The organism is Fictibacillus sp. 18YEL24 (genome assembly GCF_015903855.1).
GTDB lineage: Bacteria > Bacillota > Bacilli > Bacillales > Fictibacillaceae > Fictibacillus > Fictibacillus phosphorivorans_C.
In genome coordinates this window covers 266,874-286,422 of record NZ_JACZDT010000004.1, presented here as the reverse complement: position 1 = coordinate 286,422, position 19,549 = coordinate 266,874, and the positions used below count along the sequence as shown (strand labels likewise).

The 19,549-nt window shown below is 37.1% G+C and carries 20 protein-coding genes; 8 read left to right on the top strand and 12 right to left on the bottom strand.

Annotated elements, in window-relative coordinates; all coding sequences use genetic code 11:
• Window positions 1–77: 77 nt before the first annotated feature.
• The 4 genes from HU823_RS14600 (at window position 78) to HU823_RS14585 (ending at window position 2,842) form a co-directional block, all read left to right on the top strand.
• On the top strand, window positions 78–659 hold the full coding sequence (locus HU823_RS14600; RefSeq protein ID WP_197222526.1) for a CYTH domain-containing protein: 582 nt from the start codon (window positions 78–80) through the stop codon (window positions 657–659).
• Between the two features lie 42 nt (window positions 660–701).
• Window positions 702–1,376, top strand: coding sequence for a lytic transglycosylase domain-containing protein (locus HU823_RS14595; RefSeq protein ID WP_231607469.1), 675 nt, complete (start codon window positions 702–704; stop codon window positions 1,374–1,376).
• Window positions 1,377–1,542: 166 nt separating this feature from the next.
• The gene (locus HU823_RS14590) at window positions 1,543–1,956 is read left to right on the top strand and encodes a globin (protein ID WP_197222525.1); all 414 of its coding nucleotides are present in this window, start codon (window positions 1,543–1,545) and stop codon (window positions 1,954–1,956) included.
• A complete protein-coding gene (locus HU823_RS14585) occupies window positions 1,940–2,842 on the top strand; it encodes a ClpXP adapter SpxH family protein (RefSeq protein WP_144701117.1) in 903 nt (300 codons plus the stop codon). The genes HU823_RS14590 and HU823_RS14585 overlap by 17 nt, the downstream gene beginning before the upstream one ends.
• 341 nt (window positions 2,843–3,183) lie before the next feature.
• Here the strand turns inward: HU823_RS14585 and pepF are convergent, their stop codons facing one another.
• From pepF to mecA, 3 genes are all read right to left on the bottom strand, one after another.
• Window positions 3,184–5,001, bottom strand: coding sequence for an oligoendopeptidase F (gene pepF, locus HU823_RS14580; RefSeq protein ID WP_197222524.1), 1,818 nt, complete (start codon window positions 4,999–5,001; stop codon window positions 3,184–3,186).
• Window positions 5,002–5,097: 96 nt separating this feature from the next.
• Window positions 5,098–6,270, bottom strand: coding sequence for a competence protein CoiA (locus HU823_RS14575; protein WP_197222523.1), 1,173 nt, complete (start codon window positions 6,268–6,270; stop codon window positions 5,098–5,100).
• Between the two features lie 156 nt (window positions 6,271–6,426).
• Window positions 6,427–7,095 (bottom strand): adaptor protein MecA, encoded by a 669-nt coding sequence (gene mecA, locus HU823_RS14570; RefSeq protein ID WP_137789854.1) that lies wholly within the window; start codon window positions 7,093–7,095, stop codon window positions 6,427–6,429.
• A 324-nt stretch (window positions 7,096–7,419) separates the two neighbouring features.
• Between mecA and HU823_RS14565 the strand changes: the two genes are divergently transcribed.
• Window positions 7,420–8,088 carry a TerC family protein gene (locus tag HU823_RS14565; protein WP_144701124.1) on the top strand — a complete coding sequence of 223 codons (669 nt, stop codon included), beginning with the start codon at window positions 7,420–7,422 and terminating at the stop codon, window positions 8,086–8,088.
• A 92-nt stretch (window positions 8,089–8,180) separates the two neighbouring features.
• Here the strand turns inward: HU823_RS14565 and spxA are convergent, their stop codons facing one another.
• The 3 genes from spxA to HU823_RS14555 all read right to left on the bottom strand — a co-directional run bounded on the left by spxA (window position 8,181) and on the right by HU823_RS14555 (window position 9,700).
• Window positions 8,181–8,579: a transcriptional regulator SpxA gene (gene spxA, locus HU823_RS14560; protein ID WP_066245987.1), complete on the bottom strand. Its 399-nt coding sequence runs from the start codon at window positions 8,577–8,579 to the stop codon at window positions 8,181–8,183.
• 337 nt (window positions 8,580–8,916) lie between these two features.
• A complete protein-coding gene (locus HU823_RS22155) occupies window positions 8,917–9,051 on the bottom strand; it encodes a hypothetical protein (protein ID WP_255548976.1) in 135 nt (44 codons plus the stop codon).
• A 34-nt stretch (window positions 9,052–9,085) separates the two neighbouring features.
• A complete protein-coding gene (locus HU823_RS14555; RefSeq protein ID WP_197222522.1) occupies window positions 9,086–9,700 on the bottom strand; it encodes a GNAT family N-acetyltransferase in 615 nt (204 codons plus the stop codon).
• A 129-nt stretch (window positions 9,701–9,829) separates the two neighbouring features.
• On the opposite strand from HU823_RS14555, the gene HU823_RS14550 reads away from it, so the two are divergent.
• The 3 genes from HU823_RS14550 (at window position 9,830) to HU823_RS14540 (ending at window position 12,533) form a co-directional block, all read left to right on the top strand.
• Complete coding sequence (locus tag HU823_RS14550) at window positions 9,830–10,009, top strand: hypothetical protein (protein ID WP_197222521.1); 180 nt, start codon at window positions 9,830–9,832, stop codon at window positions 10,007–10,009.
• A 95-nt stretch (window positions 10,010–10,104) separates the two neighbouring features.
• The gene (locus tag HU823_RS14545; RefSeq protein WP_197222520.1) at window positions 10,105–11,865 is read left to right on the top strand and encodes a UbiD family decarboxylase; all 1,761 of its coding nucleotides are present in this window, start codon (window positions 10,105–10,107) and stop codon (window positions 11,863–11,865) included.
• A 128-nt stretch (window positions 11,866–11,993) separates the two neighbouring features.
• On the top strand, window positions 11,994–12,533 hold the full coding sequence (locus tag HU823_RS14540) for an HD domain-containing protein (protein ID WP_197222519.1): 540 nt from the start codon (window positions 11,994–11,996) through the stop codon (window positions 12,531–12,533).
• A gap of 39 nt (window positions 12,534–12,572) precedes the next feature.
• On the opposite strand, the gene HU823_RS14535 is transcribed toward HU823_RS14540, so the two are convergent.
• The 6 genes from HU823_RS14535 to HU823_RS14510 form a co-directional block, all read right to left on the bottom strand.
• Window positions 12,573–13,424 carry a DegV family protein gene (locus tag HU823_RS14535; protein ID WP_197222518.1) on the bottom strand — a complete coding sequence of 284 codons (852 nt, stop codon included), beginning with the start codon at window positions 13,422–13,424 and terminating at the stop codon, window positions 12,573–12,575.
• A gap of 130 nt (window positions 13,425–13,554) precedes the next feature.
• Entirely contained in the window at window positions 13,555–14,553 is a 999-nt protein-coding gene (locus HU823_RS14530; protein WP_197222517.1) for an ABC transporter ATP-binding protein, read from the bottom strand.
• The gene (locus tag HU823_RS14525) at window positions 14,553–15,572 is read right to left on the bottom strand and encodes an ABC transporter ATP-binding protein (protein WP_197222516.1); all 1,020 of its coding nucleotides are present in this window, start codon (window positions 15,570–15,572) and stop codon (window positions 14,553–14,555) included. Before HU823_RS14525 ends, HU823_RS14530 begins: the two co-directional genes overlap by 1 nt.
• Window positions 15,573–15,588: 16 nt before the next feature.
• A complete protein-coding gene (gene opp3C / locus HU823_RS14520; protein ID WP_197191273.1) occupies window positions 15,589–16,611 on the bottom strand; it encodes an oligopeptide ABC transporter permease in 1,023 nt (340 codons plus the stop codon).
• Window positions 16,611–17,540, bottom strand: a complete 930-nt coding sequence (gene opp3b, locus HU823_RS14515) for an oligopeptide ABC transporter permease (RefSeq protein ID WP_197222515.1) — start codon at window positions 17,538–17,540, stop codon at window positions 16,611–16,613. The genes opp3C and opp3b overlap by 1 nt, the downstream gene beginning before the upstream one ends.
• A gap of 239 nt (window positions 17,541–17,779) precedes the next feature.
• Complete coding sequence (locus HU823_RS14510) at window positions 17,780–19,465, bottom strand: peptide ABC transporter substrate-binding protein (RefSeq protein ID WP_197222514.1); 1,686 nt, start codon at window positions 19,463–19,465, stop codon at window positions 17,780–17,782.
• Between the last annotated feature and the right edge of the window lie 84 nt (window positions 19,466–19,549).

Here is a 19,549-nt window from a genome sequence, read left to right as displayed (position 1 = left end):
TTAATAAGAAATTGAGATGCAGGAATCGCTATGAGATAATAAGTTTACTTAAGTATAGCTACAGGGGGATAAACCAAGTGTCTCAAGAAATTGAAATTGAATTTAAGAATTTGTTATCACACCTTGAATTTTTAAAACTTATAGACGAGTTTGATGTGAAGCAAGAAGCTTTTCACAAACAGACCAACTATTATTTTGATACCCAACAATTTGACCTGAAACACCACAGAAGTGCTTTGCGTGTTCGAACAAAAATTAACGAATATACACTCACGCTAAAACAGAAATTAGATAAACATATTCTTGAAACCCATCAAACTGTTTCTAAAGATATTTTTGAAGGTCTATTAAACGGGAAACCATTGCCTTCTGGAGAGGTAGCTGATCACATACAAAAAATGAATATTGATGTGATGAAAATTACATATTTAGGAGAACTCACAACATTCCGTGCTGAGTTTCCTTACAAAGATGGCCTTCTCGTTTTAGATGAAAATCATTATTTAGGTAAAATCGACTATGAAATTGAATACGAATCTGCCGATTATACAAGTGGACTAAATAAATTTAATGATCTGCTAACGATTAAACAGATCCCTATTAGAGAAACAGATAGCAAAATTGCCCGTTTCTTTAATGAAAGCCTTAGAAATAAGTAAACTGATCATTTTAATACGTTAATCGATTTAGGAGGATATCTCTTGAATATTCAATCGTATAAAGCACTAATGGAAATCCAAGCACTGCAACAGTTGAATGTAAATCCGTCTTCTTCTGTTTCAAGTATGCAAAATACCGTTTCAAGTCCTTTTGCAGCCTTGTTGCAAGAGGCATATTCTAAAGTTGGTAGTACAACCGGGTCAGTGGATGCAGCACCTTTTAACCTTAATGCTACACAAATGCTCCAACCACTCACTGCAAATACTAGTGCACAATATTCATTACCAGCGACACCATCTGTTCCGATCACAACTGAAAAGTTAAACATTCCATCAAAAAATTTAGATGAGTTGATCGAAAACACTGCTAGAAAATTTGGTGTAGATCCTAACCTTATCCGTTCCGTCATCAAACACGAATCTAATTTTAGTACGACTGCCGAAAGTCATGCAGGTGCTCAAGGACTTATGCAACTGATGCCTGCAACAGCTAGGTCGTTAGGAGTTACAAACCCTTTCGATCCGATACAGAACGTGGAAGCAGGAACAAAATATTTAAAGATGATGCTCGATAAATATGATGGAAATCAAAAGCTTGCTCTTGCCGCTTATAATGCGGGTCCCGGAAACGTCGCAAAATATAACGGTATTCCTCCTTTTAAGGAAACCATTTCTTACGTAAACAAGATTATGAATACGTACCAATCACTCGTATAACCCTCAAATGCTGAGGGTTATTTTTATGAAATCTACACGCTGATTTTTGCCATTTTTAAAGAGACTTTGGAATATACAACTATCCTTGTCTGTTCATATTGTTTGCTTACCATTCATGAACCTTGCTACAATAAAATTACAAATTGACGCAAGGAGCTTTTGGACCATGTTTGACGAATCAAAAACACCATATGATCTATTGGGAAAAAAAGAGGGCATTGAAAAACTGGTTACGACTTTTTACAGCTTAGTTAGTCAAGACTCATTGCTTTCTCCACTTTTTCCTGTTGACTTAACTGAGACTGCCTATAAACAAACTCAATTTTTAAGTCAGTTTTTTGGCGGACCGCCACTATATACTGAGGAACATGGACATCCTATGCTCAGAGCGCGTCACATGCCTTTTCCGATAACAAATTCTCATGCAAAAGCTTGGATAGCTTGCATGGAAAAGGCGATGACGATTCAAAAAATAGATCCTGATTTGCAAAACATACTGTTAAGCCGATTAAAAATGACTGCTTTTCATATGGTTAATACAGAGGATTCAGAAAGGGGCGAGAATGCTGACACTGTATAATTCCAATTCCTTTTATGACGAACAAGAGAACATTAAAAACTATGCCTGTCAAAAGCCATTGGAAATCTATTCTGTCATCGATCCGCTATGCCCAGAGTGCTGGTCATTAGAGCCTGTTCTAAAAAAATTGCAAGTTCAATACGGCCATTATTTTACATTACGCCATTTTGTAAGTGGCAGCCTTGAATCACTCAATACGTATGTTCCTCGAAAAAAGGGGATAAACACTGCTGAACAGATTGCTGAAAAGTGGGAGAAAACAGCTTCCATTTCTGGTATGAGCTGTGATGGAGATGTGTGGTTGGAAAACCCTATTTCTGCCCCTCATAAAGCAACACTTGCCATAAAGGCTGCTGAGCTTCAAGGCAAGCAACAAGGCATGAAATTTCTAAGAAAGCTTAGAGAAAACTTGTTTTTAAATAAACAAAACATTGGAAACGATGACGTCTTATTAGATATCGCCCGCTCGGTAAACTTGGATGAAGATGAATTTTTAAGTGATCTTTCATCTGAAGCAACAATTAAAGCTCTTCGTTGTGATTTGAAATTCACCCAAGAAATGGATGTTACTCAAATACCAACGCTTATTGTTTTCAATGACAAAACAGATGACGATGGGATTAAAATATCCGGCTGTTATTCTTACGACGTTTATGTACAAATCCTAAAAGAAATGTCTGATGTTCCTTTAGAGCCTTCTCCGCTTCCTGAATTAGAAGACTTTCTTTCTACTTACTCATTTGTAGCAACAAAAGAGGTCTCTGTAGTATATCAAATCAGTTGTGAAGAAGCTGAAAAAAGATTAAAACGCCTCGTTCTGCAACAAAAAGTTGAACGTGTACCGGTAAAGTACGGAACATTTTGGAGATTTCTCCCTAACCGCTGATTTATTTCAGCGGTTTTTTTTTATTAGCTTTTTTAACAATAGTCTTTATTATTCGGACACGCTTTGCATATCCTGTCCCTACATGAATAAACATGTACAAAGGGAGGGAGATTTTTATGTATTTGATTATGTTTTTGCTTAGCTTACTTTCACTTGCAGGGAGTTTTTATTTTTTTGTGCTCTCTCTGCTAAACATGGCACCAAAAATTTTAGCAATACCTGGACTATTTATCGCCGTACTACTCACAACACTCTGCTATAACTACCGATCAAAACTAAGAAGAATAGGCTAGAACAACATAACAAAATCCTGCCCAGAAAATTGGACAGGATTTTTTTGTTTATTTCTCAAAAAGCAGTTCTTCCATCTCATCAAGAATTGATTCAAAAACTTTAAGAGCATTTTCAATTGGTTCTGGTGTAGTCATATCAACACCAGCTTTTTTCAATACTTCGATCGGATAATCAGAGCTTCCTGCTTTTAAGAAATCTAGGTAACGGTCAACAGCTGGTTTTCCTTCATCTAAGATCTGTTTCGACAAGGAAGCAGCTGCGCTAAATCCTGTTGCGTATTGATAAACATAGAAATTGTAATAGAAATGAGGAATTCTAGCCCACTCTAGACCAATTTCCTTATCAATTACGAGATCTTCACCAAAATATTTAACGTTCAGATCGTAATAGATTCTCGTTAACAGTTCTGGAGTTAGCGGCTCACCATTCGCGGCACGAACATGAATTTCTTGTTCGAACTCTGCAAACATCGTCTGACGGAAAACAGTGCCTCTAAATCCTTCCAAATGGTGGTTTAACAAGTACAACTTTTCCTTCTTATCAGAAGTTTTTTCTAACATATAATGATTCAATAAAGCTTCATTACAAGTCGATGCTACTTCTGCAACAAAAATTGAATAATCCGCATAAGGATAAGGCTGATTCTCACGTGTATAGTAACTATGAACAGAATGTCCGATCTCATGAGTGAGAGTGAACAAGTTGTTGACGTTATCTTGCCAGTTCATTAGGATATACGGCATCGTACCATAAGCCCCTGATGAGTATGCACCACTTCGCTTACCAGCATTCTCATGCACATCGATCCAGCGCTTCTCATAACCTTCTTTTACGATCTGTTTATACTCTTCACCCATTGGATCTAAACTATCAAGGACAAGCTGCTGAGCCTCTTTAAAGCTCACTTCCATCTTGGCATCCTTAACAAGTGGCGTATAAAGATCATACATATGAAGTTCATCTAGTCCTAGTGCTTTTTTACGAAGGCGAACATAACGATGCAACAAACCAAGGTTATCGTTTACTGTTTTAACTAAATTATCATAAACTGCTTCAGGAATGTTATTGTTGTTTAGTGCTGCTTCACGAGCTGAACTAAACTTTCTTGTTTTTGCAAAGAAATTATCTCGTTTAACTGTTCCAGCAAGTGTACTTGCAAATGTATTTTTGTAAGAATCATATGTGCCATATACAGCTTTAAAAGCATCTTCTCTCACTCTGCGATCTGAGCTTTCTAAAAAGCGGATATATCGTCCATGAGTAACTTCAATCTCTTCCCCGTTCTCATCTTTAACAATTGGGAATTTAAGATCAGCATTATTTAGCATACCAAATGTGTTGCTTGACGTATTGGCTACTTCTCTAACATCCGCTAAGAGTGCTTCTTCTTCTTTAGAGAGTACGTGAGGACGCTGACGGTTAATCTCATCTAAAGCTTGTTTATACAACTTCAAAGGTTCATGACTTTGTAAAAATTGAACCAATGATTCTTCAGATAAAGATAGGATTTCTGGCACTGCAAACGACACTGTACTGCTAACTTGTGTTGCCAAGTTCGAAGCACGGTCATTCAACCCTTGGTAAAAGGAGTTAGTTGTATCTTGGTCGTATCTCATATGAGCGTATGTATAAAGTTTACCAAGCTTTTTAGTTACTTCATCTTGCTTTTGGAAGTATGAAAAAAGGGTTTCGGCAGACTCTCCAAGTCTTCCTTGAAAAGATTTTAATTCAGGCAGCAAGTTTTTTGTTTCATCGAATTCTTTTTCCCATACATCGTCTGTCGCATATATTGCTTCTAAATCCCACGTATCTGAAACAGGGACTTCATTACGTTTAGGCAATGATTTTGTTTTTGTTTGAGACATACATACACCTCCAGGTAGATTAAAGAGAATAGTAGGAATACTTTCTCCTTATATATATCTACATATTACCAGAAAATGCTTATGCAAAGTCAAAAATTACGACTTTTCACTGAAAATTTCGTCTAGTTTTAACGCCTCATCCAACGTTTTTGGATAGTGAACGAGTTGAAGCTTTCGATAAGTTCCCTCTGACACTTTTTCGAGCAATTGATGATTCACTAAGAAAGAAAGGTAGTTCTCGACAGCATCTCTCCAAGATTCTTTAAGATAAGGAAAATCTCGTATCTGAAGAATACGTTTTTGAATCAATCGCTGAAATTCTTGTTCGATAAAATTAGTGGAAAATAATGTGGTCGGCAACTTTTCAATCAGGAACAATAGATATGTCTGCCATAAATAAGGTGATGTTTCGATGTGATAAAAGTCATTAGTGGGAATACCCGCAATAGAAGGAAACAATGTTAGGGTATGATGATTGAAATACAAAACTTTCTTCATATACATTACAGCTGGAGATGTGTTCTTAAAAGCTGTTGTTCTCCACGTATATTTTTGCTTTTTCCAAAGAACGTTGTGATTAACGTTATGAGTTTCTAGATTCAAAAACGTTCGTGACAACCAGAGGACATCACAACACTTGTTCGTTGAAAAAACATAACCATGGGCAACAACTTTCTTTTGTGATAGAGGAATAATATTTCTAAGCAGAAAAAACTGTTCTTTAAGAGGACAATAATAATTTAGATATAGCTGGCCGTTGCTATCCTTTTTAGCAGCAGATAGATCGGAGCACTGGATATAATAAAGATCCAGTCCTTTTTGTTTGATCCGTTTCATACCAAAGATCCAGTCGGAGGCTAGGTTAAGAGCCTGATAACCTGATATTCTTTTTCTCAGATCTTCAGGTGTAATCGTTGCACACTGAAACTCGATGACATGCTGGTTTTCTTGAAGAAACAAATCAGGACGCTGCTTAATATCACGGATATAATACTCCAGAATCGTTTTTTCATTTACATGTGTAAGCCATTTATACAAGCCTTTTTTTCCAAGGAGATGATAATCCGTTTCTCCTTCATGAAAACCTTCACATTCTTCAAAAGAATGATGAGCAAAGTGCCATGTCTTTTTTGTTCCACATTTCGGTATGACTTTATTATGACAGACGGGGCATCGTAATTTTCCTGATTTATTTTTCAGATACCATTCTTCCTTTGTTATTTCTCCAACCATATCAACGTACTGATCATTAAAAAGAGCGACTAACAATTTGTTTCACCTCCACACTCATCATAATGAACGATGATTGCAGAAACTTCACTTCTTCATTTTCTCTAGATCGTTATTGAAATGATTGATTATTGATAAAAACACTCAGTGAAAAAAACAAAAACCGATTTCAAGGTAGCTGAAATCGGTTATATCTTATAATTTAAAATATTGTTGTACGTGATCTAATGCTGCCTCTGAAACAATTGTTTTTCCATACTCTTGTATACGGTAAACAGATAGATCAGAGTCATTTCCGTATTCCAATAGCTGGGCTAATAGATCGTCTTGTTCTCGATCTGAAGTTTCCACATTAAATGTCACATACAAATAATATTTACCCTCGAAGTGAAACAGCGAATTCTCAAAAGACGAAGAATCAATCGTATGACTTAAAGAGATAACATCTTCAAAGTCACCAAAAGAAATGAGGAAGGATAAATAGTCTTCTTCTGTTTCTTCTAATTCATCAAAATCTTCTTCTACTTGAAACTGTTGATCTAATATTTGTTCAATATTCTGATCAACGGGTAAATCCAATTTATCATCGCCTATAGGTAGCTCAATCTTTTTACCGTCTTTGGACATTTGAGCACGAGTTACAATTATTTCAAGACCTTTATCCAGAGCCTGAACTTGAATCCACAGTGGACCTTCTAATGGAAACTGCTCTTGCTGATGTGCTTCGTCCATCATTTCCCAAAAGAGTTCTTCTCCTCTTTCGCGATCAGACCATATTTCTTCACGATCGAAACCGCGATCTTCAATATCTCTGTACGTAATGAAAAATTTAATGGTGAACTCATTCACTCTTTCAATTTCCATTTCTGCTTCTCTCCCTTCTCTCCGGTTTGTTCGTGAAGGGATAAATACCCCTAGAAAAAAGCAATTCTTATTTCTAATCGTTCTCCGTCGAAAACTACATCAATCACAATTAAACCTCTTGTACCTTATTCTATGACAAAACGGAAAATATGGAAATAAAAAAGGCCTGTATAAACTGCCCTTTTTTGCACCTGTACACACGTCGAATCTTAAGCTCTCAACTTGACGGAGCAGGTCAAGCTGGACTATAATTCAAAGGTCTTTAAGGTTAACATATTGTACCATAATACAAGTGAAATTTCATTATTTACGGGGGGTTTACGTTTGGAAACAGAATTTCTGATATCATTGTTGCAAATCATTGCAATTGATATCCTTCTTGGCGGAGACAACGCTATTGTAATTGCCCTTGCCAGTAGAAACTTACCAGAAGCTCAAAGAAATAAAGCCATTTTCTTAGGAACTGGACTAGCTATTGTTGTTCGTGTAGTACTAACCATTGTAGCTGTTTATTTATTAAATATTCCTTTCTTATATCTTGCAGGAGGAATTTTACTTCTAATTATTGCTTATAAGTTAATTTTAGAAGAAGATGACGAGCTTGATGTTAAAGCGGGCAAGAACCTATCTGATGCTGTAAAAACAATCGTATTTGCAGATATTGCGATGGGACTTGATAATGTACTTGCAGTCGCCGGGGCTGCACATGGAAATATCGTGTTAGTAGTGATTGGACTTTTAGTATCAGTTCCTATCATTATATGGGGAAGTAAGATAATATTGCACTTTATGGAAAGATTCCCTGTTTTAATTTATATTGGTGCTGGAGTACTTGCTTTCACATCAGCAGGAATGATTGTTGAAGAACGAATGATCCATTCCGTATTTGAAGGTAATGATGTTCTGAAATACGGTTTATATGTATTTTTAGTAGTAGGCGTGATTCTTGCGGGTATTTTAACGAATACTTTCAAAAAGAAACGAGCCAATTAGTCTAAAAAGAAGTCCATGCGCTATAAGTGCATGGACTTCTTTTAAAAAAGTACAATAAAAAACTTCCGCTATCGGATAGCGGAAGTTTTTCTTTATTCATTGACAAGACGCTGTGCTTCCATAAGCTGAAATGTACGTACACGTCTTGGCAAGAAACGACGAATTTCGTCTTCGTTATAACCAACTTGCAAGCGTTTTTCATCCAAGATAATAGGTCTACGCAATAATCCAGGATGGTCTGCAATCAATTGGTATAAGTCTTGCAATGGCATGGATTCGAGATTGATGTTAAGTTCCTGGAACGTTTTTGAACGAGTAGAAATAATCTCGTCTGTACCGTCCTCTGTCATTCTCAAGATTTGCTTAACTTCTTCTATTGATAAAGGTTCTGAAAAAATATTTCTTTCTTGATAAGGAATGTCATTCTCTTTTAACCATGCTTTTGCTTTACGGCATGATGTACAGCTCGGCGAAGTAAATAGTGTGACCATAGTGGAACTCTCCTTCCCCTCTCTCTGATTTAGGCACTTTAAAAAAGTTATTAAATCATTCATAGTATACTACACATTTTACATTTTCGGTAGAGGTTATACAGACTTTTGTACATTTTTACGAATTTGTCATACAAATGTAATACATCTACAAAATATTCTACACAACTTTTCCGTATCTATATATATAGACGTATTACCCAAGAATAAGTTTCATAAAACATAAAAAAAGAATATGTTAATTATTCGTTTGCTTCATAACGTATTTGATCATGATTAAGGTAGATCAAAAAAAGGGCTGTTAGAAGAAGCATACCCTCCTTTTAACAGCCCTATCTTATGCAATTGTTTTCTTTACTTGTGAAGCAGGGCCTTTTCTAGAAATGCTTGGGTTAAATTTCTTAAGATTCTTCTTAAGCATTTCTTTCCAAAGTTCTCGTTTTGTTTTTTTCTTCTTGTCTTTTTGTTTCATGACATTTCATCCTCCTTTAAAAAGGAAAATCGTATTACTCTGAAGCAGGTTTTCCGGAAGAATCTGTTGACTCATCATCAACGACCTCAGGCTTAGGTACTGCATTCTCTGTATCTAAAGTTAACACTTCACTTGCAGGCTGATAGGACTTACCGTACAATTCACTATCTTTGTACGTGTGTATTTCATTATACGTCTTTTTCATGTTTTCATAAATAGTTTCTTCGGATTCTTTAGTTGGTGACCAAAAAAGAATCTCCATCTCATTCACTTCATCTGTAGCGAGTGAGCGCCTTCTGTACCCTATACTAGATGCATGTTCAAATCCTTCCCGAGTGTAGAACCGTAACCTTTTTTCTGTATCAGTATCTTCATAATCGACTGGCTCAACTTCTAAGATGATCGGTTTCCCTTTTGCTTTTAACTTTTCGATCAGTTTATGGCCGAGACCTTGACCTCTAGCATCTTTTGAAACAAATAAGTAATCAATAAAAACAAAATCAGTGAGTTCTACATACATCAAAACGTGATATTGGCCTTCATCTTTGTGATAGATGTCACTCTTCTCGTCTAATAATAATTCCATGTGTTCTTTAGATTTCATCTCTTCAATCGGAAAATATTGATTTAATTTCTCATACCAGTTCATTTTTTCCCCATCATCTCCTTAGATTTTAGTGATAATATATAGTTTTCCCTCTTTCTTCCTTTGTTATCATGAGATACAATAAAGAAAGAAGTACGTGGTGAACTCTTTGTGAAAAGGAGGAGTCCTCATTTGATTTCATTCTTTACCGATTTAACCTTGCTAGCACTTTGTGTTGTTGGAATCACAGCCCTGATGGGAAGCATCTCCCAATTCATTGCTGTAAAATTGTTTGGCGGTAAAAAAATTTTTCATTTTGTGGATAAATCGAAGTCTTTTCAAGAAAACTGGAGACCTGTTAAAAGAAGATAAAATGCGAACAACCCGTGAATTTTGGGTTGTTTTTTACATTTCAAGTCCGAACTACTTTATAATATAAGGGTAGCATACATAATAGAGGTGTACAAATGCATAGAAACCTTAGAACGTTTATCAACCAATTAAGATCTGAAAAAGAAATTGTAGAAATTCATACAGAAGTGGATCCTTATCTAGAAATCCCTGAAATCCATAGACGTGTGATCTCAGAAGAAGGACCAGCTCTTCTGTTTACAAATGTTAAAGGTAAGAATATTCCTGTTGTAACGAATCTTTTTGGAACAATAAAACGAGTAGACATGGCTTTTGGTCCAAAACCAGAGCAGCTCGTAAAAGAACTTGTAGGGTCTATTGATGAGTTAATGCCTCCCTCCCCTTCTGTATTATGGAAGAAAAAAGGCATGATCAAGGATGTTTTATCACTTGGCACGAAAACAGTGAACAAAAATAAAGCTCCTTTATTAGAAACTTTTACTACTAATGTTAACATGCAAGACCTGCCAGCATTAACGGGCTGGCATTTAGACAGCAATCCATTCGTAACCCTGCCACTCGTGTATACGGAACATCCTGATAAACATGAACACAATCTTGGTATGTACAGAATTGAGATCAAAGAAAAAAATAAGACGGGAATTCACTGGCAGATTCACAAAGGTGGAGGCTTCCATCATTATGCCGCTGAACAAAAAAATGAAGCTTTGCCTGTGACGCTGTTTCTAGGTGGACCTCCTTCCCTAATGATCTCAGCGATCGCTCCTCTTCCTGAAGCTGTTCCTGAGCTTATGTTTTCCTCTATGTTAATGGGAGAAAAATTAAGTCTTGCACATGTTGATGGCCATCCTCATCCTTTAATTGCAGAGGCAGAGTTCGCGTTTGGAGGAATCGTTCCGCCGCATGTCCGAGAACCTGAAGGACCTTTTGGCGATCATTATGGTTATTATTCATGGGCACACGATTTCCCTGTATTTAACGTTGATAAAATGTGGAAGCGAAAAGATGCCATCTATCCTGCAACAGTGGTCGGAAAACCAAAACAAGAGGATTATTTTATCGGAGAATATCTGCAAAGATTGATGAGTCCACTATTCCCTGTTGTTATGAACGGAGTACGAGATCTTTGGACGTATGCAGAAACAGGCTTTCATGCACTTGCAGGGGCTGTCGTCCGCGAATCTTATTATAAAGAAGGTTTGGCACACGCTTTTCGTATTATGGGTGAAGGACAACTAACGCTAACGAAATTCTTGATGGTAACGAATAAGCCTGTTAACCTGCAAAATTTCGCAGAACTTGCAGAAGGGGTACTTGAGAGGTTTCTTCCTGAACGTGACCTTTTGATTATCCATGATACTTCTATGGATACTCTTGATTATACCGGCCGTAAGTTCAATACAGGTTCAAAAGCAATCATGACTGGATTAGGTGAACCTGTCCGCGAACTTAAACGCACTTATGATGGTGGTACCATTTCAGGCATCCATGACGTTGGCGTATTTTGTGGTGGGTGTTTAACGGTAAGTGGACCATCATTTGAAGAAGCACCTGACTTTGCAGAAAAACTGCTTGAGAATGGTCACGACTCTTTCAAAGATTGGCCGTTAGTTTTCCTAGTTGATGATGCATCCATTGCAGCAACACAGGCTGAATTTTTGTGGACAACCTTCACACGATTCGATCCAGCATACGATGTATACGCGAAGAGTACGATAGACAGAAATCGTATTAAATATGAAGGAACAATCATTATTGATGCTAGAATGAAGCCGTTCTATCCTGATGTGGTTGAAACTCGTGAAGATATAGATAAATTAGTGACTGATCGTTGGGATGAGTACTTTAAAAAGTAATCCCAATATACTTCAGCAGCAAAAAAAGAAGCGTTGCGGCTTCTTTTTTTGCTTATTTTAGTTGATAAATTGTCCAAATGGTGTTAATGTATATAACAATATACATTTTTAGAGAAAGGAGAAATCATATGCGAAATATTAGCTTACTTGATTTATATAACCACCCTCATGTACAAAAATATGTGAAGCGCTCTGGAATGGTTCATGCCATCTCAACAGCTTATCATGCATACCGTTTGTCTAAAAAATATGGTGTGAATCCTGATTTAGCAACAAAGGCTGCTTTTCTTCATGATATTGGTCACTATACATGGTATAAGAACGGTCATTGGGACTATGACATGTACAAAGAAAATGATATTCATGCGATTAAAGGGGCAGAACGCGCACATCGAATTTTAGTTTCTCTTGGTGAAGATCGAAAAAATGCAAAAGAAATTGCTCTTGCTATTCTACTGCACACCGATTCCTATCTACCTGCTGGCTCACTTAACCTTAATCCGTTGCAAAAAGTTGTTGCTTTAGCTGACGAAGCAGATGAAGAACCAGGCGGAAGCCACCACTATCGTACGATTAGTGATATGAAAGCTATAACCATGATCAAAAAATTAGATGAAATGGTAGATGAATATCATGAAGAAGAAAAAGTAAAACACTCTGTTTCCTAAGGAAGGAAAAGAGTGTTTTTAACATTCTTACATATTTTATTAATAAGCTACAAATCCAATAGCTTTTTCACTCGAATACGTTCCGATCGTGCTTCCAAAACGAGTATAGATCACTTTTGGAAAACTAGATAACGAGAATAATTCTTCAAATTCTTTTATCACTTCATCCGTAGAAGGAAAACTATGAATGAGGTAAAGTGTCTTTTCAGGGTTTTCTTCTCTCCATTCAGAGATATATTCTTTCATTTTCGAAAGACCCTTCTTACTTCCTCTAAACTTACCAATCGTTTCAACCACTCCATCTATGATCGAAATCATCGGTTTAATATTTAACATTCCAGCGATAGCCCCTTGAACAGCAGATATTCTTCCACCTTTTTTCAAGTTTTCTAAAGTTTCAAGCAGTACGTAAGCTTTAATGCCTGATTTCGTATTCTCTAAGCTATTTACAATTTCATTGATCGTCATACCTGCACGTGCTAATTCAATCGCTTCATTCAATAAGATTTGTACACCACCTGAAGCGATACCGGAATCTAGAATGATTACTTTTTCTTGTTCTTCTTCAGTTAACATGCTCTTTCCGATCGTAGCACTTTGAACCGTTCCACTTAAATTAGATGAGATGCCGATATATAGGACATCATGGCCTTTATCTACTTCCTTTTGAAAGGCTTCATAAAAAGATTGTGGAGATGGCTGACTTGTTTTCGGCAGTTCTGGTTCCATACTCATACGTTTATAAAATTCATCTTCAGTAATATTCACGCCATCTAAATAATGGTCTTCTCCAAATTGTACATTCAAAGGTACAACGGTTAACGAATAATCCAGTTTCTCAAGATCTATTTTAAGGTCACTTGCGCTATCAACTATAAAACTAAGGTTCATATTGTTCTACCCCATTTCTGCTTCTGAATCAATTATTAGGGATGTATAAAGAATTGTATACGCTTTACACACTTCTAATAGTTTAACATAAAAACGACCTCCTGTATTATAGGAGATCGTTTTAAATGTGTTAATTCTGTTGCTTTACAGCTTCTTCATCATAAAGGTGACATGCTACCCAATGACCTTCTCTAGCTTCTTGCCATTTAGGCTTAACAGCTGCACACACATCCATTGCGTGTGGGCAACGTGTACGGAAACGGCAGCCACTTGGAGGGTTGATCGGACTCGGAACATCTCCCTCTAAGATGATACGTTCACGGCTTCTTTCAAGTTCAGGATCCGGAACTGGAATCGCTGATAAAAGAGCTTGTGTATACGGGTGAAGCGGTTCTTCATAAAGCTCATCACTTGTTGTAAGCTCGACGATATTACCTAGGTACATTACACCTACACGATCAGAAATATGTTTAACCATAGATAGATCATGGGCAATAAATAGGTAAGTAAGTCCTCGCTCTTTTTGCAGTTCCATCATCAAGTTAACAACTTGTGCTTGAATGGATACGTCAAGAGCTGAAATTGGCTCATCAGCAATAATAAAGTCTGGATCTACGGCTAGCGCACGAGCAATCCCAATACGTTGACGCTGTCCACCTGAGAATTCATGCGGGTAACGGTTTGCGTGCTCTTTATTTAATCCTACTGTTTCAAGAAGTTCAAAAACACGATTTTCACGATCTTTCTTTGTTTTCGCTAATCCGTGGATATCGATACCTTCAGCAATGATATCCTTAACTGTCATACGCGGGTTAAGAGAAGCGTATGGATCTTGGAAAATCATTTGCATTTTGCGGTTAAACTTCTTTAACTCAGAGCGAGACTTTTTATCATGAACATCATCGCCCTCGTAAAGAACTTCACCTTCAGTAGCATCATATAGACGAATAATTGTACGTCCAGTTGTAGATTTACCACAACCTGACTCACCTACAAGTCCAAGTGTTTCTCCTTTATAGATATCAAAGGAAACATCATCTACAGCTTTTAGTACACCCTTTTTTCCAGCTGGGAAATACTTTTTAAGATTTCTTACTTCTAATAATTTTTCTCTTTCTACTACTGCCATTATCGAGCACCCCCAACTAATGCCTCTTCCGGCGGTTCAACTTTTGGCGCTCGCTCATCTAACAACCAGCAAGCTGCTTTGTGAGAAGAAGATACCTCTGTAGCTTCAGGCATATTTTCCAAACAAACTTCCATTGCATATGGACAACGCGCTGCAAACGGACATCCTTTTGGAGGATTCATAAGATCAGGCGGTGTTCCTGGAATTGCTAAAAGTTCTTTTGAATCAGCATTTATCTTCGGCATTGATGCCAATAGTCCCCAAGTGTAAGGATGCTTCGGCTTATAAAAGATTTCATCGACTGTTCCAGTCTCAACGATCATACCACCGTACATTACAGCTACACGTTGAGCTAAGTTAGCTACTACACCAAGGTCATGTGTGATCAAGATAATCGCTGTACCTGTTTTATCTTGTAGATCACGCATCAAGTCAAGTATCTGTGCTTGAATGGTAACGTCTAGTGCAGTTGTCGGTTCATCCGCAATTAATACTTTAGGGTTACAAGCTAGAGCGATAGCAATTACTACACGTTGACGCATCCCACCTGAAAATTGATGAGGATACTCTTCCACACGAAGCTCAGGATTAGGAATACCAACAAGTTTCAAAAGATTAACTGATCTTTCTTTTGCTTCACTTTTACTCATGTTTTGGTGTTTGCGAAGACCTTCCATGATCTGTTTTCCGATTGTCATCGTCGGATTTAGAGAAGTCATTGGATCTTGGAAGATCATTGAAATTTCAGCACCACGAATTTTTTCCATCTCACGTTCAGAAGCTTTTGCAAGGTCTTTTCCTTGAAACTTAATCGACCCTTGCTTGATCGAACCGATTTTATTTGGTAAAAGTCTCATGATTGATTTAGAAGTTACTGACTTGCCAGAACCAGACTCACCAACGATGGCAAGTGATTCACCTTTATCTAATGTAAAGCTAACGCCACGAACAGCTTTAACTTCTCCCCCATACGTTTGGAAGGAGACATGAACATTATCTAACTCTAATAGTTTTTCCATTTATATAATCCCCTTCCTATTTTCTCATTTTAGGATCAAGTGCGTCACGAAGACCATCACCAAGAAGGTTAAAGCTGATCATCAAGATACACATTACTGATGCAGGAAAAATTGCTAAATGCGGATAGATTCGAATTGATTTAAATCCATCTGATATTAATGATCCAAGCGATGCCGTCGGCGGCTGAATTCCTAAACCAATAAAACTTAAGAATGCCTCAGAGAAAATTGCCCCAGGAATTGTAAATGTACTCGCAACAATTATTGCTCCTAACGTATTTGGCAACAAGTGTTTAGAGATCAATCGTCCGTTTGCAGAACCTAAAGTCTTAGAAGCTAAAACAAATTCACGATTTTTCAATGAAATGACTTGTGCACGGACTATACGTGACATCCCGATCCACCCTGTAATAACGAGTGCGAGTGTTATTGAGAGTATTCCAGGATCAAGAATGATAATGAATAAGATAACAACAACTAGTTGTGGAATACCAATTAGTATTTCAACTATACGTTGCATGATATCATCTGTTCTTCCACCATAAAAAGCAGAAACCCCACCGTAAGTTACACCAACAATCAAGTCGATTGCAGCTGCAAGAAATGCGATGTATAGTGAAATCTGAGTACCTTTCCAAACTCGTGTCCATTGGTCACGTCCAAGGCTATCAGTTCCGAACCAAAAGTAATCACCTTTAGGAACATTCTTCATTTCATATTGGTTTACATCACGAATGTCTACTCCGTTTAATCCCAAAAATTCTATTTTTTCGAGTCCAGGAATTTTAGGAGGTAAATTTGACCTCATTAATTCCTGATCGTCAATCCCATACTTACTTAACACCGGAGCAACAAAAGAAAAGATTATGATAAACACGATCGCGAATAATCCTAACATTGCCCCTTTATTTTTTTTCAAACGTCTAAAAGCATCTTGCCAAAAGCTTAAACTTGGTTTTAAAATCTCTTCTGCTTTATTCGAATCAAGATTAGCTGGGCGGAATAAATCAGGTGTTAGTTTACGTTCTGACATACTCATTATGATTTACCTCCTGCTACACGAATACGAGGGTCGATAATTCCGTATAAAATATCTACTACTAATATGATTACAACAATTAAAAAGCTAAAGAATAATGTTGTACCCATAATAACCGGATAGTCATTAACCGTAATTGCTTTTACGAACTGCTCTCCAATTCCAGGAATGGAGAAAATATTTTCAATTACTAGCGAACCTGTTATAAGGGCCATAGCCATAGGACCTAATATCGTAATAATTGGAATCAAACTATTTCTTACACAGTGCTTAAAGATTACTGCTTTTCTACTAACTCCCTTAGATCTTGCCATTAAGATATAATCAGTTCCTAAAATTTCGAGCATTTCAGTACGCATAAAACGAGCTACTGTCGCAATAACTCCTACGGATAAAGAGAAAGCTGGTAATATGTGGTACTCAGGTCCGTTCCAAAAGGCTACTGGTAGCCACTGAAGTTTTACTCCCACAAAGTATTGCAATAGTCCTGCAAATACGAATGAGGGAATAGCAATACCTAGAACCGCTATGACCATAGCCCCATAATCAAGAAACGTATTATGTCTCAATGCAGCAATGATACCTAATAGTAGTCCTACAAGAGTACCGAAAACTAGAGCCTCAAAACCAACAGTTGCTGATGGTCCCATACCATTAACGATTAATGAATTAACGGTACGCCCATCGAACTGAAACGTATACCCTAAATCACCCTGTGCCAATTTTCCTAAATAATTTATATATTGAACAGGCACCGGGTCATTTAACCCGTATTTTTCATTTAATGCGTACCTTTGAGTTTCCGTTAACTTGTCTTGGTTGTTAAATGGAGAACCCGGTAACAACTTCATTAAAAAGAATGTAATCGTTGCAATGATCAGCATTGTTAAAAACATGTATAAAACTCGCTGTGTGATATAACGCAACATTACAAACACCTCCCCCAAATGTTTCAAGCCTTAATATTTTGAAATCTTTCTGTAATATCTATCTTAAGGGACAAAATATTTTATATCAATAGAAAATATTCTTTTTTCGACATTTTCTGATTTCTTTTTTGATTAATAAAAATTTCCATCTGTCCTTTTCATGGCAAAAAAGAGAGTACATGTCAGGAACACATGTACTCTCCTGAGAAAAACTATTTACTATTTTGCAATAAAACTAATTATTGTTGCTTACCTTCGATATACATCCACTTGTAAGAAGTATCTGCACCGAATAGGTGATGTACGATACCTTTAACGTAAGGTTTACGTAGACCAGTTAGACCTCTTTGGTAAATAGGAGAGATTGCTTGATCTTCAAATAATACTTTCTCAGCTTCAAGCATCATTTCCCAACGCTTGTTAACGTCAGTTTCTTTTTTCGCTCCGTTTACTAACTCATCATACTTAGGGTTAGAGTATTCCATTTGGTTATGAGCTCCACCAGTTACAAACATATCGATGAAAGTCATTGGATCTTGATAGTCAGGACCCCAACCAGCATAAGAAATATCATATTCTCCGTTAGACTCTAACTCAAGCTTTTGCTTGAATGGTTGTGCTTTAATAGAAACTTTCAAACCAGGAAGATTCTTTTCTAATTGGTTCTTAATGTACTCTCCATCTTTCTTAGCACCGTCAGAATCGTAGTTTAAGAATTCAATTGAAACTTCTTTTTTACCAATTTCTTCAAGTCCTTTTTCCCAAAGTTTTTTAGCTTCTTTAGGATCGAATTTACCAAAGTCTCCGTTTGTTTTACGGAAATCTTCGTTTCCTTCAGGGCTGAACGTGAACTCACCAGGAACTAGGTAGTATGCTGGCGTAGATCCATTGTTAAGTAATACATCAACTAATGATTTTTTATCGTAAGCCATATCAATCGCCTTACGGATGTTTACGTTTTTAAGTTCTTCTTTCTTTTGGTTGATACGAAGGAAGAATACTGTTGCTTCGCCACGTTTAGTTAAATCTTCGTTACCTGCGAACTGATCAACAAATTCAGAGTTCAATCCAACAGAGTCAACTTGACCTGTTTCATATAAGTTAACACCAGTAGCTACGTCTTTAACGATTTTCACGTTGATTTCGTCAAGCTTAACTGTGTCTTTGTCCCAATATTCATTGTTTTTCTTATACTGCCATCCTTCGTTATGCTTCCACTCAGAAAGAACGAAAGGTCCGTTGTAGATCATTGTGTTAGCTTCAAGAGAGAACTTATCCCCTTGAGATTTTACATATTCTTCTTTTTGCGGGTAGAACGTTGCAAATCCAGTTAGTCCTAGGAAATACGGAGCTGGAGCTTCTAATGTTACTTCAAGAGTAGTGTCATCAACAGCTTTAACACCTAGCTCTTCAACTTTACCATATAATGGGTCACCCTCAGTTTGGATTGCGTTAGCATTCTTTACAGGTCCCATGATATAAGCATACTCAGAAAGTGTATCTGGGTGTAATGCTTTTTGCCAAGCGTATACAAAATCTTTCGCAACTACTTGAGATCCATCGCTCCATTTAGCGTCTGGGTTTAATTTAAACGTGTAAACTGTTCCGTCTTCACTAACTTCATGACTTGCAGCTACACCTTCAGTTGGTTGGTTGTCTTTGTCAAGACGGTATAAACCTTCAAATACGTTGTTCATTACTTCGAATGAAACTGCGTCAGTTGCTTGTGAAGAGTCCATTGAAGGAATTTCTCCAGAATCAACTAGATTAAGTACTTGTGGCTCATTTGGCTTTTCAGTTGCTTTCTCGCCTTCGCCGCCTTTAGAATCGCTTGCCTTCTCTTTGTCTCCACCACTACATGCAGCTAAGAACATGCTTAGTACAAGTACTAATGTAAGAAGCAAAGACCATTTTGACTTCTTCATGAGTCGACCTCCCCTTTTTATCCTGTTAAATTGTTAGCAGATAAAAGCATCAAGAATTATCAGACATTTTCATCTACAAGTTCG